The organism is Mesorhizobium sp. 43Arga (genome assembly GCF_053714255.1).
The window spans coordinates 103,284-119,100 of record NZ_JBSKBO010000001.1 but is presented as its reverse complement, the minus strand read 5'-3'; the positions used below and the strand labels follow the sequence as shown (position 1 = coordinate 119,100).

Genomic DNA, 15,817 nt, shown 5'->3' with positions numbered 1-15,817 from the left:
CGTGGAAACGCCGCAAGGATACCATAGTTCCCTGGACCGTCGCAAAATACGCCTTCGTGCCTTTCCATGGCCGCACCGTGACGTTACGGTTGCGCCCTCCCTCGACACGCTTCCCCGGACTCAAGGAAAATCATGTTTGCTGGCAGAAAATTCGCGGCCTTCCTTTTCGACATGGACGGCACGCTCATCAATTCCATCGCCTCGGCGGAGCGGGTATGGAGCGACTGGGCGCGCCGCCATGGCCTCGATGTGGCGGCCTTCCTGCCGACGATCCACGGCGTGCGGGCGATCGAGACCATCACCAACCTTGCCCTTCCAGGGGTCGAACCGGCGCACGAAGCCGACCTGTTGCTGAAGGCCGAGGCCGCCGATCTGGACGGCATTGTGCCGATCGCCGGCGCCGTGGCGTTTCTCAAGGCGCTGCCCGGCGAAAGCTGGGCGATCGTCACCTCGGCGCCACGCTCCCTGGCGCTTGCACGCATGGAGGCTGCCGGCATTCCTGTCCCCGCGGTCATTGTTGCGGCTGAAGACGTTTCCCGTGGCAAGCCGGCGCCCGACTGCTTCCGGCTTGGCGCAAACCGGCTCGGCGTCGATGCGCGCGACTGCCTTGTATTCGAGGATGCTCCGGCCGGCATCGCGGCGGCCGAGGCGGCGGAGGCGGCGGTCGTGGTTATCAACGCCACGCACCAGCATCCGATACGAACGCACCATGCCGCGATCGCAAGCTATGACAATGTCGGCATCACCATCGACGAGCGCGGTTGGCTGGCGCTCGAGGCGCGGCGCGACGCCGCTTGAAGCACCGGAGCGCGGGTTTCAGCCATTTGCAGGCCGGCCTCACCTGAATATCAAGGCACCTAGAAGTCGCTGGTCAGGCCTTTGACTTCCCAGTCGCCATAACGGCCGGGTTCCTTGCCGCCACGGCCGCCGATCTCCTTGGGCAGGGCGGCTTCCTTCTGGCTGTACGCGGTGCGCCGTGCCTCGGCTTCGGCCAGCGCCCGCCGCGCGGCCGGCGTCAGCTCCTTCGGCGAGGCGCCGCCATCGGTTTCGGCTGGCGTTTTATTGGTTTCGTCGGTCATGCGATAATCTCGGCGGATTGAAACAGCGGCAGGCGTTTCCCATCATATAGCCATGAACCCACGACGATCGACCCCTTTTTGCCACCGCCACGACAGGAGCAGACGATGAACACACTTCGCACCGCCATGCTTCTTGCCGCGATGACGGCGCTGTTCATGGGCGTCGGCTTCCTGATCGGCGGATCGGGCGGCATGATGATCGCGCTGCTGATCGCCGCCGGCACCAATCTCTTCAGCTACTGGAACGCCGACAAGATGGTGCTTTCGATGAACCGCGCCGTCGAGGTCGACGAGAAGAACGCGCCCGAATATTACGCCATCGTCCAGGCCCTGGCCAAGCAGGCCGGGCTGCCGATGCCCAGCACCTATCTGATCGACAGCCCGCAGCCCAACGCCTTCGCCACCGGCCGCAACCCGCAGAACGCGGCGGTCGCCGCCTCCACCGGCCTGTTGCAGCGGCTGACCCATGAAGAGGTCGCGGCCGTGATGGCGCATGAGCTCGCGCACGTCCAGCATCGCGACACGCTGACCATGACCATCGTCGCCACCTTTGCCGGTGCGATCTCGATGCTCGGCAATTTCGCCTTCTTCCTCGGCGGCAATCGCGACAACAACCCGTTCGGCTTTGTCGGCGTGCTGGCGGCGATGATCGTGGCGCCCTTTGCCGCGATGATCGTGCAGATGGCGGTCAGCCGCACCCGTGAATACGAGGCCGACCGGCGCGGCGCCGAAATCTGTGGACACCCGCTGTGGCTGGCATCGGCGCTTGACAAGATCGCCCGCGGCGCCGAACGCATTCCCAACCCCGATGCGGAGCGCAATCCGGCGATGGCGCATCTCTTCATCATCAATCCTCTGCACGGCGAGCGCATGGACAATCTGTTCTCCACCCACCCCAGCACCGACAACCGCATCGCAGCGTTGCAGGAGATGGCACGGCAGATGGCAGGCGGCGGCACCCAGACCGCTCCGCGTCCGACACCAGCGCCTCGGCAGGCCGGGGAACAACAGCCGTCCGGCCCGTGGGGCCCGGCCCCTCAGGCGGAACAGCCGGCGGAGCTGGAAAGGCCGAAGGCCAACCCATGGGGCCGCAATCCGACTGGGCCTAAAGGCCGGTGGTCGTGAGCGTGGCGGGACCTCGACGCGCGGCTTCAGGCGAACAGGACCATAGAGACGGCGGCGAATTTGTCGCCGGTCTCGCCGCCCGCAAGGCGGCGGCGCGGCTGCTGGCCGCCGTCATCGACGCCCGGACGCCACTCGACGGTCTGACCGACCACGAGAACGGCCACCCGCAATACAAGGCGCTCGATTTGCGCGATCGTGGCCTGGTGCGGGCCATTCTGGTCACCGCGCTGCGGTTCCGCATGACCATTGCGGGGCTGCTGGCGCGGCGCCTGGAAAAGCCGCTGCCGCCTAACGCCACCGCTTTGTCGCACATCTTGCATGTGGCGGCAGCGCAGATCCTGTTCCTCGACATTCCCGACAGCGCCGCCGTCGACCTCGCGGTCACCCATGCCAAGTCCGATCCGCGGACCCAGCGTTTTTCCGGCTTGGTCAACGGCGTGCTTCGCACGCTGGCACGTGCCAAGGAGACGGAACTGCCCGCCGCTCTTGCCGCTACCGACGAAGCGCCAAAATGGTTCTCCGACCGGCTGAAGGCCGCCTATGGCCAGGACAAAGCGAAGCAGATCCTCGCCGCGCACCGTTACGAGGCGCCCGTAGACTTCTCGGTCAAAGCCGATCCGGAACTTTGGGCCGAAAAGCTCGGCGGTATCGTGCTGCCGACCGGCACAATTCGGGTGGAAAATCTTGCCGGGGCCGTCACCGAACTGCCCGGCTTCGCCGAAGGTGCCTGGTGGGTCCAGGATGCCGCGGCCAGCCTGCCGGCGCGGCTGTTCGGCGATGTCGGCGGATTGCGCGTCGCCGATCTCTGCGCCGCGCCCGGCGGCAAGACCGCCCAGCTGATCCTGGCCGGCGCCAGGGTCACCGCCGTCGACACATCGACGAACCGGCTGGCGCGGCTGGCGCAGAATCTCGACCGCCTCGGCCTGACGGCCGAGATCGTCCAGGCCGACTTGCTCAAATACGAGCCCGCGCAGCTGTTCGATGCGGTGCTCCTCGACGCGCCCTGCTCGTCGACAGGCACGGTGCGACGGCATCCCGACGTGCCGTGGACCAAGACGGCGGCCGATGTCGAAAAGCTCGCCGACCTGCAAAGGCGGTTGCTCGCCCGCGCCGTCAAGCTGGTCAGGCCCGGTGGCCGGATCGTCTTTTCCAACTGTTCGCTCGACCCGCTCGAAGGCGAAGACCTGCATCGTGCTTTTCTCAGCGACACAGCCGCGGTTGTCGACGATCCGCTGCGGCAAGGTGAGATCGCCGGCATCGACGCTTTCCTGACAGCGCAGGGCACGCTGCGCACCACGCCCGCCGACCTCGACCTTGGCACGCCGGAGCGCTCGGGCCTGGACGGCTTCTTTGCCGCCCGCATGCGCCGCGCTCTTTAAAGCAATCTTTCGCGACCGCGAAAACTGCTCGCCCAGCGAGTTTCGCCGGCGCCACAACAGGACATAAGTCACGGCAGACGCGACTTTTTTAGGGACGACCCCGGCCACGGACGCGTGAAGTGGGTCGGTTGGAAGAAATCCGCCTTCGCATAAGTTCTTGAATCATATAAGCTTGCGCCGGGGTAGAGGACGGACCAGGAGGGCTTTTGGCACTGGCTGCCAGCAACACGACGCGTCTGTGGACGCTTGTCGCGAAGGAGTTCTGGCGCAAGACGCGCCGGCGCTTGCGCGCCGGGCCGGTCTATCGCTGGCGCTATTCCGGCCGCACGCCCGAACGCGTGCTGATTGCGCCGCCGGACCTGCGGTTGGCCGACCCGCAGATCGCTCTGGAGATCTATTACGGCCGCTATCCCCTGTCTGGGCATCTGGTCGAGACCGGCGGCAAGTCGCCCTTCCAGATCAACGTGCCCAATCATGGCTGGCAAAAGACGCTGCATGGCTTTCGCTGGCTGCGCCATATGCGCGCCGCTGGCACCGAACTTGCCGCCGCCAATGCGCGTGCCCTGGTGTCCGACTGGATCGCCATGCACGGAAACAACATTGCCGGCATCGCCTGGGAGCCCGGGACAACGGCCAAGCGCATCATTGCCTGGCTGCAGCATTCCTCCGTCGTGCTGCAGGGCGCCGAATTCCCCTTCTACCGCGCCTTCCTGAAGTCGCTGGCCGTCCAGATCCGCTACCTCAGATCGATGGCGCGCGAGATGCCCGACGGCAAGGACCGGCTGCGTGCCCGCATAGCCCTTGCCTTCGCCGCCCTTTCCCTGCCCGCGCCGGCTTCGGCGCTCCGCGGCGCCACCCGCAACCTCGCCGAGGAACTCAACCGCCAGATCCTCGCCGATGGCGGCCATATCTCACGCAATCCAATGACGGTGCTGGAAATCCTCGCCGACCTTTTGCCACTGCGCCAGACCTACGCCAACCAGGCGGAGACCCCGCCGCAGGCGCTGATCGGCGCCATCGACCGCATGCTGCCGGCGCTGCGCTTCTTCCGCCACCAGGATGGCAGCCTCGCCCGCTTCAACGGCATGGGCGCCACCATTCACGACCGCATCGCCACAATATTGCGGCATGACGACACCGCCGGCGCGCCGCTGCTGCACGCGCCGCATTCGGGCTATGAGCGGCTGTCGATGGGTGGCGTCACCGTCATCGCCGACACCGGCCTGCCGCCGCCGGTCGATGTGTCCAACGCAGCGCACGCCGGCTGCCTTGCCTTCGAGCTGTCGTCCGGTCGCCAGCACTACATCGTCAATGCCGGCATCGATACCTATGGCGCCGCCGAGTTCCGGCCGCTGGCCCGCGCCACCGCCGCGCACTCGACCGCGACCATCAACGACACCTCGTCGGCGCGCTTCAGCCATTCGCTGCGCGTCAATGACCTGCTGGGTTCGCCGCTGATCGGCGGCCCGCAGCATGTGCAGTGCAAGCGCATCGACCAGAAGGGCGTCCAGGGCTTCATTGCTCGCCATGACGGCTATGTCCCGCGTTTCGGCTTCCTGCACGAGCGCGAGCTGAAACTGTCGTCGAACGGCAATGTTTTGGCCGGCAGGGACCGGTTCCAGCGGCCCGGCAATGCCGCGATCCGCAACAATGGCCGCGACTTCATCACGGTGCGCTTCCACCTCCACCCCGACATCAGCCTGCTGCAGGACGAGCATGACCGGCTTGTGCTGACCGCCGACCAGGCCGACAGCTGGGTGTTCACCTCAAGCGAGGTGGTGCCGGAGGTCGAGGAATCGATCTATTTTGCTGGTCTTGGCGGCCCGCGCCGCAGTCGGCAGATCGTGCTTGCCTTCAAGGCGTCCGATGTGTCCGAAGTCCACTGGCAGCTGACGCGCACCAGCATCGCGGGATACCTGGAAAACAACTGACCGTGCCGGCCACCGCCAAGCTTGCCGCTTGATTTCCTGATGTCATGTGCTACGGCGCGGGCTTGCCCCTCCAGCCGTGAAAGGCCGCCAGCCCATGGCCGTCGCCGCCAAGAACATTCCCGCCCCGGACCTCGTTCCCATACGCCGTGCCTTGCTCTCGGTCTTCGACAAGACCGGCCTCGTCGACTTCGCCAGGGCATTGGCCGCGGCCGGTGTCGAACTGGTCTCGACCGGCGGCACCGCCAAGGCGATCGCCGAGGCCGGCCTGGCCGTGCGCGACGTCTCCGAGCTCACCGGCTTCCCCGAGATCATGGATGGCCGCGTCAAGACCTTGCATCCTTCTGTGCATGGCGCGCTGCTTGGCGTGCGCGACGATCCCGAGCACGCGGCGGCGATGCGCAAATACGGCATCGAGCCGATCGATCTGCTCGTCTCCAATCTCTATCCGTTCGAGGAAGTCCGCCGCTCCGGCGCCGACTATGCGGCCATCGTCGAGAACATCGACATTGGCGGGCCGGCGATGATCCGCGCCTCGGCCAAGAACCACGCCTATGTCGCCATCGTCACCGATCCAAGCGACTATGCCTCGGTGCTGAACGCGCTGGAAATGAACATCGGCTCGCTGTCGCTGGATTTCCGCAAGAAGCTGGCGGCCAAGGCCTTTGCCCGCACCGCCAGCTATGACGCTGCGATCTCCGGCTGGTTCGCCGAGGCGCTCGAGATCGAGCATCCGACCTGGCGCGCCTTCGGCGGCAGGCTGACCGAAGTGATGCGCTACGGCGAAAACCCGCACCAGAACGCCGGCTTCTACGTCAATGGCGACAAGCGCCCTGGCGTCGCCACGGCGCGGCAGCTGCAGGGCAAGCAGCTCTCCTACAACAACATCAACGACACCGACGCGGCCTTCGAACTGGCCGGCGAATTCGATCCGGACCGTTCCGCCGCCGTCGCCATCATCAAGCACGCCAACCCCTGCGGCGTCGCCGAGGGAGCCTCGCTGAAAGCAGCCTATGCCAAGGCGCTCGCCTGCGATCCGGTCTCGGCCTTCGGCGGCATCGTCGCCGTGAACCGCACCCTCGACGCCGAAGCGGCGCAGGACATCGTGAAGACCTTCACCGAGGTCATCATCGCCCCTGATGCTACGGACGAGGCGGCGGCTATCGTTGCCGCGAAGAAGAACCTGCGCCTGCTGGTCACCGGCGGCCTGCCGGATCCCCGTGCGGCGGGCACGACGGTCAAATCGGTTGCCGGCGGCCTGCTCGTCCAGGGCCGCGACAACGCAGTGGTCGACGATCTCGAACTGAAAGTGGTGACCAGGCGCGCGCCGACGCCGGCCGAAATGGCCGACCTGAAATTCGCCTTCCGCGTCGCCAAGCACGTCAAGTCGAACGCCATCGTCTATGCAAAAGACGGCGCCACGGTCGGCATCGGCGCCGGCCAGATGAGCCGCGTCGATTCTTCCCGCATCGCCGCCCGCAAGGCGCTCGACGCGGCCGAGGCTGTAGGCATGAGTGAGCCGCTCACCAAGGGCTCGGTCGTCGCCTCCGATGCCTTCTTCCCCTTCGCCGATGGCCTGCTTGCCGCGGTCGCCGCCGGCGCCACCGCCGTGATCCAGCCGGGCGGCTCGATGAACGACAAGGACGTCATCGCGGCGGCCGATGAACACGGCATCGCCATGGTATTTACCGGGGTCAGGCATTTCCGGCATTAGCGCGTTTACCCTCCCCTCGATGGGGAGGGTCGGTGCGCTCGCATGCGAGCGCGCCGGGGTGGGGTGATGGCGCTGACCCCCACCCCGCTCCGCTTCGCGGATCGACCCTCCCCACAAGGGGGAGGGTAAGCTCACTCCGCCGGCCGATCCGCCGGATAGGGCGTCCTGACCAGGATCGCCATGCCAATTCCCAGAAACAGGATGATCACCGCCATGCCGAGCCGCGCCGAGTCGGAGAGCGCGGTGATGGTCGCCACCAGGAACGGCGCCAGGAAGCTGGTTGCCCGGCCGGCCAGTGCATAGATGCCGAAATAGCGGCCGGATTCCGCCGCCGTGACGCTGCGCGCCATGTAGGAGCGCGACGACGCCTGCACCGGCCCGAAGGCCAGGCCGATCAACAGCCCGTAGAGGATATAGGCCTTCTCGGCCGCCGTGCCGAACAGGCCGCCCGAATCGGTGGTCGGCATCTGGATCAGGCCGAGCAGCGTGAAGCCCGGCCCCGTCGAGATGATGCCGATGGTGGCGACCGACAGCATGACCAGCGCGATCATCACCACCGCCTTGGAGCCGAGCGCGGTGTCGAGGCGCGCCGCGATCCAGCAGCCGAAGATGGCGACGACATTGAGGATGATGCCGAACATGCCGATCTCGGTGATCGACCAGTGGAACATGCCCGCCGCGAAGGTGCCGCCGAGCGCCAGCAGCGCGTTGACGCCGTCCTGGTAGATCATGCGGGCGATGAGGAAGCGGAAGATGCCGCCGCGCCTGCGCACCTCGGCCAGTGTGGATTTCAGTTCCGACAGGCCTTCCCGCACCGCCGGCCCGATCGGGATGCCCTTGATGGCGTCGGGCGTGAAGAAGAACATCGGCAGGATGAACAGGAAATACCAGCCGGCCGAAAGCGGCCCGGTGGCGCGCGCGTCTTCGCCGAGCTTCGGGTCGAGCCCGAACAGCGGGTCGATGCCGATGATGGTCTTTCCGGTTTCCGGCGAGCCGGCGAGGCAGGTGACGACAAAAATCAGCGCGATCATGCCACCGAGATAGCCGAGCCCCCATGCCGTGTTGGAGATGCGGCCGATCTCGCTCTTCGGCACCAGCCGCGGCATCATGGAATCGTTGAACACGGTGGAGAATTCCGCCGCCACCGAAGCCAGCGAAAACAGCGCGACGATCAGGAACAGGTTCGAGCCGGGCGCGGCGAACCAGAGCAAAGCCAGACTGGTGATCTTGATCGCTGCGAAGAAAGCGATCCACGGCTTGCGCGGCCCGGTCTGGTCGGCGATCGAACCGAGGATCGGCGACAGCACGGCAATGACCAGCCCTGCCGCGGCGATGCCGTAGCCCCAGACCGCCTGGCCGGTGTTGGGATCGCCAGCCATGCGCGAGACGAAATAGGGGCCGAAGATGAAGGTGGTGACGACCGTGAAGAACGGCTGCGCCGCCCAGTCGAAGAACATCCATCCCCAGATGCCGCGCCCGGACGCCCGCTGCACTGCTACCTCGGCCATATTCCCTCCACTCGCCTACGTTTCGTCGGCGGCGCCATGTCTGCATGTTTTCCTTGGGTCATGCAAATGACAAGCGTCGCGGGCGCCATCCCCTTACCTCCCCCTTGTGAAGAGGTCGGACCGAAGGTCCGGGTGGGGGCGCCGCTCGCCCCACCCCGCTGCTTCGCAGCGACCCTCCCCAGGAGGGGGAGGGTAAGCCTCCGAAGCCTCACATCCCCGTCAGATCGCTCATCAGCCCCGACGCCACAGACAACCGCGACACGGTGATGTCGCCGCCTTCGGTCAGCGCCTGAAGCCGTTCGCGGATGCGCGCCACGCGTTCGCCGCCGGCTTCCAGCCAGGCCGCCACCGGATCGGCGGCCTTGGCGTGGCCGGTGAGTGCGGCGACCGCGATGCCGCGCCGTGCAGCACCGATCGTGTCGGTGGCGCGCGACAAAGCGAGCTGGTCATAGTAGTCCGACGGCGTGATCGAGCGCGCCGCGTCCTCGACACGCGGGATGCGGAAGGCATCGCTGACCGCGAAGAACGCACGTGCCGCGGCGACGATGTCGGCACCGGCCGTGCGCGCCGTCAGCGCGATGTCGGGGATCAGTTCCGCCACCTCGCTCAGGGCCAGCTGCTCGGCCAGCCGCTCCGGCGCACCGCCCTTGAACAGCCCGTGCCGCTTCTCCTCGATCCGCTCGCGCGAAAACGCCGGCAGCAGCGAAACAAGTTTCGGCTCCAGCGCCTTGCGCGCGTCCTGCAGCTCGGCGATGCGCTGGCTGAGCGGCGCCGTGCCGGCATCGTTCTTGAGATACCAGCCACTGGTCACATAGATCAGCCGGCTGACCATCTGGTAGAGATCGAGCTGCACCTGGCCGTCGATCTGGTTGTCGAGCCGATCGATCTCCTTGTAGAGCGCCGGCAGGGCAAAGCCGTCACGCACCACGGCGAAGGTGCGCACCACGTCGGCGGCGGTGCGCCCCGTGGCTTCCTGCAGCCGGTTGACGAAGGACGGGCCGCCGCGATTGACCAGATCGTTGGCGACGACGCGGGCGATGATCTCGCGGCGCAGCCTGTGGCCATGGATTTCGGCGGCGTATTTCTTCGCCATCCTATCCGGGAAGTAGCCCAACAGGTCGCGGTCGAAATGCGCATCGTCAGGCACGTCGCTGGCGACGATGTCGGAGAACAGCACGATCTTGGCATAGGCGAGCAGCACGCCAAGCTCCGCCCTGGTCAGCGGCTCGCCGCGCGCCTCGCGCTCGGCAAGGGCGGCCGGCGACGGCAGCGTCTCCACGGCACGGTCGAGCAGGCCGCGCGCTTCGAGCGCCGACATGAACCGGGCCTGATGCGCGATGTCGGCAAGCCCGCGTTTGCGGGCGATCGAAAGCGCCAGCGTCTGCTGGTAGTTGTTGGAGAGCACCAGCCCGCCGACCTCCTCGGTCATCTCGGCCAGCAGCTTGTTGCGGGCCGGGCGCGCCAGCGATCCCTTGAGCATGGCCGACGCCAGCGCGATCTTGATGTTGACTTCGACGTCGGAGCAATTGACGCCACCCGAATTGTCGATGGCGTCGGAATTGCAGCGGCCGCCATTCATGCCGAACTCGATGCGCGCCCGCTGCGTGACGCCGAGATTGGCGCCCTCGCCGATCACCTTGGCGCGCACGTCGAGCGCGGTGATGCGGATGGCGTCGTTGGCGCGGTCGCCGACCTCGGCATTGGTTTCGGTGGAGGCCCTGAGATACGTGCCGATGCCGCCGAACCACAGGAGGTCGACCGGCGCCTTGAGGATAGCGGTCATGATCTCGGCCGGCGTGGCGGTCGTTTTGCCCAAGCCGATCGCCGCCGCGGCGGCCGCCGGCAAGGTGATCGACTTCTGGCTGCGCGAGACGATAACGCCGCCTTCCGAAAGCCTGGTCTTGTCATAGTCCTGCCAGCTCGAGCGCGGCAGCGCGAACATACGCTCGCGCTCGGCCATCGAGGCCGCCATGTCGGGATCGGGATCGATGAAGATGTCGCGATGGTCGAAGGCGGCGATCAGCCTTGTCTGCGGCGACAACAGCATGCCATTGCCGAACACGTCGCCCGACATGTCGCCGACGCCAACGACGCTGAAGGGCGAGGTCTGGATGTCGCGATTGATCTCGCGGAAATGCCGCTTGACCGCTTCCCAGGCGCCCTTGGCGGTGATGCCCATCTTCTTGTGGTCATAGCCCGCAGAGCCACCGCTGGCGAAGGCATCGTCGAGCCAGAAGCCATGCTTCTCGGAGATGGCGTTGGCGGTGTCGGAGAAGGTCGCCGTGCCCTTGTCGGCGGCGACGACGAAATAGGGATCATCCTGGTCGCGCCTGACGACGCCGGCCGGTGGGATGACACCATCCAGCCCGATATTGTCGGTGATCGACAAAAGGCTTGAGACGAAATTCTTGTAGGCCGAGGTCCCGGCCTCGAAGATCGCGTCGCGGCTGCCGCCGACCGGCAGGCGCTTGGGGTAGAAGCCGCCCTTGGCGCCGACCGGCACGATGACGGCGTTCTTGACCTGCTGCGCCTTGACCAGGCCGAGCACCTCGGTGCGATAGTCCTGGGCGCGGTCCGACCAGCGCAGGCCGCCACGCGCCACCGGGCCGAAGCGCAGATGCAGCCCCTCGACCTCGGAACCGTAGACGAAGATCTCGCGCCATGGCCGTGGCGCCGGCAGGCCCTCGACCGCCTGCGATTCGAGCTTGATCGCCAGCGACTGGCCTTTCTGCTTCGTATCGGCAACGAAATGATTGGTGCGCAGCGACGCTTCGATCAGGTTGAGGTAGCGGCGGATGATGGTGTCATCATCGATGTTGGGCACATCTTCCAGCGCGTCCTTGATCTTGGCCTTGAGGTGCTTTGCCGCCACCACGCCCTCGGTCTCCGCCGTCGGGCCAAGCCTTGCGATGAACAGCGCATGCAGGCCGCGCGCGATCTCTGGATAGCGGTTGAGCGCCGCGGCGATGAAATCCTGGCTTTGCGGAATGCCGACCTGCTGCAGATAGCGGCCATAGGCGCGCAGGATCGTGATTTCGCCGGACCACAGGCCGGCGGTCTGGGCAAGGCCATTGTAGCCGTCATTGTCGACATCGCCGCGCCACACCGACAGGAAGGCGTCCTCGAACAGCGCGCCGCCATCGCTAAGGTCGATCGGCTTGCCGTAGCTGTTCTCCAGTTCCATGTCGTGGATGAAGACCATGTCGGGCTGATCACTGTTGATCATGCCCGTCGCGTCGTCCCCGACCTCGAAGGTGCGCTCGCTGATGACGCGGAAGCCGATGTTTTCCAGCACCGGCACCCGCCGCGACAGCGCCACCGGGCTGCCATGGTGATAGATCTTCAGCGCCGCCTGGTGCGGCTTCTGCTCGGCATGGCGATAATAGTCGATGGCGATCGGATTATCGGCGCTGATCCTGGCGATGCGCCCGGCATCGGCCAGCGCCACCGCCGCGCTGAACGTGTCGCGGTAGCTTTCCGGCAGCCGCGCGGCGATGGCCTTCAACGCCTGGTCGCCGCCATTGGCATCCGCCGCGTCGGAAAGGGCGTCCTCCCACGTCCGCACGATGTCGCGGATCGCCGCCTCGATCGTCGCCTGCTCGACCTTCGGCGTTCTGCCGCCGGAGCGGCCGATGATGAAATGCACGCGCGCCAGCCCGCCTTCGGGGAAGGCCGGGTAATAGGCCGACAGCCGGCCTTCGAACACATTTTTCAGATAGGCGCCGATCTTCTCGCGCACGACGCTGTCGTAGCGGTCGCGCGGCACGAAGACGAGGATCGAGACGAAGCGGTCAAACTGGTCGACGCGCACCAGCGCCCGCACGCGCGGCCGCTCTATCAGGCCGAGAATGGCCGCGGCATGCTTGCGCAGGATCGGCACCGGCACCTGGAACAGTTCGTCGCGGGGATAGCTTTCCAGCACGTTGATCAGCGCCTTGCCGGAATGGTCGTGGCGGTCGAAGCCGGACTTCGCGATGATGGTTTCGGCCTTCGACCTGAGATACGGGATCTTCATCACCGAGCGCGTGTAGGCGGTCGAGGTGAATAGGCCGACGATCCGCAGTTCGCCGGCAAGCGTGCCCTTCGGGGTATAGGTCTTGACGCCGATATAATCGAGATAGATGCGGCGATGCACGGAAGACTTGGCATTGGCCTTGGTGACGATCAGCGGCTCCGGCCCATGCAGGAAGGCGCGGATTTCAGGCGTTGTCGTCACCGCCTCGGTCCCGCGCCTCAGCACCAGCACATCGGGATCGGAGAGGATGCCGAGGCCCGGCTTGTCGGCGCGCTCCAGATTGCCGCTTTCCTCGCCGCCTGAATATTTGAACTCGCGCATGCCGAGGAAAGTGAAATTGTCGTCGCGCAGCCATTCCAGGAAGGCGATGGCCTCGGCCACACTCTTCTTGTCGAGCGGTACCGCCGAATAACGGAATTCGGAGATCGCCTGGTCGAGGCGGGCCAGCATCGGCCTCCAGTCCTTGACCGCGGCGTGGACCTGGCCGAGCATCTTGCGCAGCCGTTCGGTCAGGGCGTTCGCCGCTTCGGCCGTCAGGCGAGGTATGTGGACATGGATGACACTCAGCCGGTCGTGGCTGCCATCGTCCTTGGCGAAATTGCCGTCGCCGAGGATTTCCTCGACACCGCGTTTGCCGTGACGAACGGTGATGACCGGGTGCGTGACCAGGGTCGGTTCACCGGATGTCTCGGTGATCTCGCCCAGGATGGAATCGAACAGGAACGGCATGTTGTCATTGACGACGGTGATCACCGTGACCGGCCGGCCCTCGCGAACGACGCCTGAATCGGTGTCGACAGCAACCACGCACCCGCCCTTCTTGTGGCCAGCGACTGCCTGGCTGGCGAGTTCGGCGGCACGTGCGAGGTCGGCCGCCTCATAGGCGGCAATGTCTTCCGCCGGCGCGCGGGCGAGCAGGTAATCGGCTAGCCTGGCTGGCCTTTCCTCCGTTTTTGCCGCTGCCGTGGCTTTTTTCTTCGACTTAGCTGCGGATTTCACGCTGGCCATGACGCTTCTTCCCTCCCGTCGCATGCTTTTGTGACTATCGTAGCAGATGACCGCTGTTTGGCGACAAAGGTTTGACGGCTAGTCACGAATTATCGGAATTCGATCACAAGGCAGCGCCTGACGAGGAGGAATGAACCATGACCGGCAAGATTTCAGCGCTTGATCTGGCCTCGGGAGAGCTGAGCGAGCCGACAAAGGCCTATTTCGCCAAATGCGAGGAGAAGCTAGGCCTCGTTCCCAATGTGCTCAAGGCCTACGCCTTCGACGACAAGAAACTGCGCGCCTTCACCGACATGTACAACGACCTGATGCTGGGCGAGTCCTGCCTGTCGAAGCTGGAGCGCGAGATGATCGCCGTTGCGGTGTCCTCGATCAACCATTGCTATTACTGCCTGACCGCGCATGGCGCTGCGGTGCGCCAGCTGTCCGGCGATCCTGCGCTCGGCGAGATGATGGTGATGAATTTCCGTGCCGCCGATCTGTCACCGAGGCAGACCGCGATGCTCGAATTCGCCGTCAAGCTGACCGAGGAGCCGGCCAAGATCGTCGAAGCCGACCGGGCGGCGCTGCGCAAGGCGGGCTTCAGCGACCGCGACATCTGGGACATCGCCTCGACCGCGGCCTTCTTCAACATGTCGAACCGGGTGGCCGCGGCAATCGACATGCGGCCGAACGACGAATACCTCGCCATGGCCCGTTGAGGCTCGGCAGGAGGCCTAGCCGCACCTTATATTAGCCACCCCTCATTTCCGTTGCGTGTTTGCCGGTTTGGTCCGATGATCGGCAGGCGGCATGACCGCATGCCGGTTCAATGCCGCTCATAACGGGAGGAGAACATGGCGAAATTTCTCTATGTCTATCACGGCTCCGGCAAGATGCCGACCGAGGAGGCCGAACGGAAAGCGGCAATGGACGCCTGGACGGACTGGTACGGCAAGCTCGGCTCGGCCGTCGTCGATGGCGGCAATCCGGTCGGCATGTCGAAGATGGTGCTGTCCGGCGGCAAGGTCGAGAACAATGGCGGCAGCAATCCAACCGCCGGCTATACGATCATCGAAGCCAGGGATATCGACGATGCCGTCGGCAAGGCCAAGGGCTGTCCTATCCTGATGGACCCGGCCTTCAGCGTCGAGATCGCGCCGATCATTGAAATGATGTGATTTGTTCAAGCACGATCTGTCCCGCCGAAGGTCAGCGACACGAAAGGCGGATCCCGCTTTTCGCTGAGGCGGTCCTTCGGTTCGGCTCGTGCCCTATGACCGCGCCGCGATGGCCGCGGCGGCGCCGGCCATCGTCGTGGCGCTGACGCGGTTGGCGATCTTCATGGCGCGCTTGCTCTTCAGCAGCCTGCGCGCCTGCGCGGCGGCGAGCACCCAGGCGAGATCGATGGCGATCAGCACCACCGCCATGGTCGCCGTCAGCTCGACCCAGCCGACAATGCTGACCGAGGCAAGGTCGATGATGGTCGGCAGTAGCGCCAGGTAGAACATCATGATCTTGGGGTTGCCGAGCGTCACCGCCATGCCGGCGAAAAACAGCTTCGCCGGCGAATCCTCGCGCGGCATCTCGCCCTCCTTGGCATCGACAGGCGCCGTCCACATCTTCCAGGCGAGGTAAGCGAGATAGGCGACGCCCACCCACTTCACCACGACAAAGGCGAAGTGAAAGGTCTGCGCCACCACGGCAAGTCCGAACACGGCCAGCGACAGCCAGATACCCTCGCCGATCCACATGGCGAGCAGGAACGGGAACACGTCGCGAAAGCCCTTCGCGATGACGCGTGCCACCAGTGCCGCGATCGACGGACCGGGCGAGCCAGCGGCAACGAACAAGGCGGCGGCGAAGATCAGGAGCGAGGTGAGATGCATGGCACTGCCCTCCAAGCGGTTGAAGGGCGGACGATATCCGATCGACATCGCCGCTTGCAACGTCGGTGGCAGCAGATCCCAGACCGCCCCGCGTTTGGCCATGCCCTTGACTGGCATGCCTGACTTGCGGTCAGGTTGATCTTGCCGGGGAGGCCGGAGGAGAAGTTCTCGTGGTTGTGCAAAGTTGGCGCGC

Annotated in this window: 11 protein-coding genes; 7 read left to right on the top strand and 4 right to left on the bottom strand. The window is 65.6% G+C overall.

Annotated elements, in window-relative coordinates; all coding sequences use genetic code 11:
- The first annotated feature begins 132 nt into the window (after positions 1–132).
- Positions 133–798, top strand: a complete 666-nt coding sequence (locus tag ACWGS8_RS00565; protein WP_454579124.1) for an HAD-IA family hydrolase — start codon at positions 133–135, stop codon at positions 796–798.
- Positions 799–857: 59 nt separating this feature from the next.
- Here the strand turns inward: ACWGS8_RS00565 and ACWGS8_RS00560 are convergent, their stop codons facing one another.
- Positions 858–1,079 (bottom strand): DUF1674 domain-containing protein, encoded by a 222-nt coding sequence (locus tag ACWGS8_RS00560; protein ID WP_454579123.1) that lies wholly within the window; start codon positions 1,077–1,079, stop codon positions 858–860.
- A 105-nt stretch (positions 1,080–1,184) separates the two neighbouring features.
- On the opposite strand from ACWGS8_RS00560, the gene htpX reads away from it, so the two are divergent.
- The 4 genes from htpX to purH all read left to right on the top strand — a co-directional run bounded on the left by htpX (position 1,185) and on the right by purH (position 7,225).
- Entirely contained in the window at positions 1,185–2,204 is a 1,020-nt protein-coding gene (gene htpX / locus ACWGS8_RS00555) for a zinc metalloprotease HtpX (protein ID WP_454579122.1), read from the top strand.
- A complete protein-coding gene (locus ACWGS8_RS00550) occupies positions 2,201–3,583 on the top strand; it encodes an RsmB/NOP family class I SAM-dependent RNA methyltransferase (RefSeq protein WP_454579121.1) in 1,383 nt (460 codons plus the stop codon). The genes htpX and ACWGS8_RS00550 overlap by 4 nt, the downstream gene beginning before the upstream one ends.
- A gap of 206 nt (positions 3,584–3,789) precedes the next feature.
- Entirely contained in the window at positions 3,790–5,514 is a 1,725-nt protein-coding gene (locus tag ACWGS8_RS00545) for a heparinase II/III family protein (RefSeq protein ID WP_454579120.1), read from the top strand.
- 94 nt (positions 5,515–5,608) lie between these two features.
- On the top strand, positions 5,609–7,225 hold the full coding sequence (purH, locus tag ACWGS8_RS00540) for a bifunctional phosphoribosylaminoimidazolecarboxamide formyltransferase/IMP cyclohydrolase (RefSeq protein WP_454579119.1): 1,617 nt from the start codon (positions 5,609–5,611) through the stop codon (positions 7,223–7,225).
- A 131-nt stretch (positions 7,226–7,356) separates the two neighbouring features.
- Here purH and ACWGS8_RS00535 read toward each other — a convergent pair whose 3' ends face one another.
- Positions 7,357–8,733, bottom strand: a complete 1,377-nt coding sequence (locus ACWGS8_RS00535) for an MFS transporter (protein WP_454579118.1) — start codon at positions 8,731–8,733, stop codon at positions 7,357–7,359.
- Positions 8,734–8,941: 208 nt separating this feature from the next.
- Positions 8,942–13,756, bottom strand: a complete 4,815-nt coding sequence (locus tag ACWGS8_RS00530) for an NAD-glutamate dehydrogenase (RefSeq protein ID WP_454579117.1) — start codon at positions 13,754–13,756, stop codon at positions 8,942–8,944.
- Between the two features lie 137 nt (positions 13,757–13,893).
- Here ACWGS8_RS00530 and ACWGS8_RS00525 point away from each other — a divergent pair, with 137 nt between their 5' ends.
- Both ACWGS8_RS00525 and ACWGS8_RS00520 read left to right on the top strand, forming a co-directional pair.
- Entirely contained in the window at positions 13,894–14,457 is a 564-nt protein-coding gene (locus tag ACWGS8_RS00525; protein WP_454579116.1) for a peroxidase-related enzyme, read from the top strand.
- Between the two features lie 135 nt (positions 14,458–14,592).
- Positions 14,593–14,916, top strand: a complete 324-nt coding sequence (locus tag ACWGS8_RS00520) for a hypothetical protein (protein ID WP_454579115.1) — start codon at positions 14,593–14,595, stop codon at positions 14,914–14,916.
- Positions 14,917–15,009: 93 nt separating this feature from the next.
- Here ACWGS8_RS00520 and ACWGS8_RS00515 read toward each other — a convergent pair whose 3' ends face one another.
- Positions 15,010–15,624, bottom strand: coding sequence for a LysE family translocator (locus ACWGS8_RS00515; protein ID WP_454580100.1), 615 nt, complete (start codon positions 15,622–15,624; stop codon positions 15,010–15,012).
- Between the last annotated feature and the right edge of the window lie 193 nt (positions 15,625–15,817).

Bases quoted from the DNA above. Each gene is read 5' to 3' on its own strand.
- ACWGS8_RS00565 (WP_454579124.1), top strand. From the start codon at position 133: ATGTTTGCTGGCAGAAAATTCGCGGCCTTCCTTTTCGACATGGACGGC.
- ACWGS8_RS00560 (WP_454579123.1), bottom strand. From the start codon at position 1,079: ATGACCGACGAAACCAATAAAACGCCAGCCGAAACCGATGGCGGCGCC.
- htpX (WP_454579122.1), top strand. From the start codon at position 1,185: ATGAACACACTTCGCACCGCCATGCTTCTTGCCGCGATGACGGCGCTG.
- purH (WP_454579119.1), top strand. From the start codon at position 5,609: ATGGCCGTCGCCGCCAAGAACATTCCCGCCCCGGACCTCGTTCCCATA.
- ACWGS8_RS00535 (WP_454579118.1), bottom strand. From the start codon at position 8,733: ATGGCCGAGGTAGCAGTGCAGCGGGCGTCCGGGCGCGGCATCTGGGGA.
- ACWGS8_RS00530 (WP_454579117.1), bottom strand. From the start codon at position 13,756: ATGGCCAGCGTGAAATCCGCAGCTAAGTCGAAGAAAAAAGCCACGGCA.
- ACWGS8_RS00525 (WP_454579116.1), top strand. From the start codon at position 13,894: ATGACCGGCAAGATTTCAGCGCTTGATCTGGCCTCGGGAGAGCTGAGC.
- ACWGS8_RS00520 (WP_454579115.1), top strand. From the start codon at position 14,593: ATGGCGAAATTTCTCTATGTCTATCACGGCTCCGGCAAGATGCCGACC.
- ACWGS8_RS00515 (WP_454580100.1), bottom strand. From the start codon at position 15,624: ATGCATCTCACCTCGCTCCTGATCTTCGCCGCCGCCTTGTTCGTTGCC.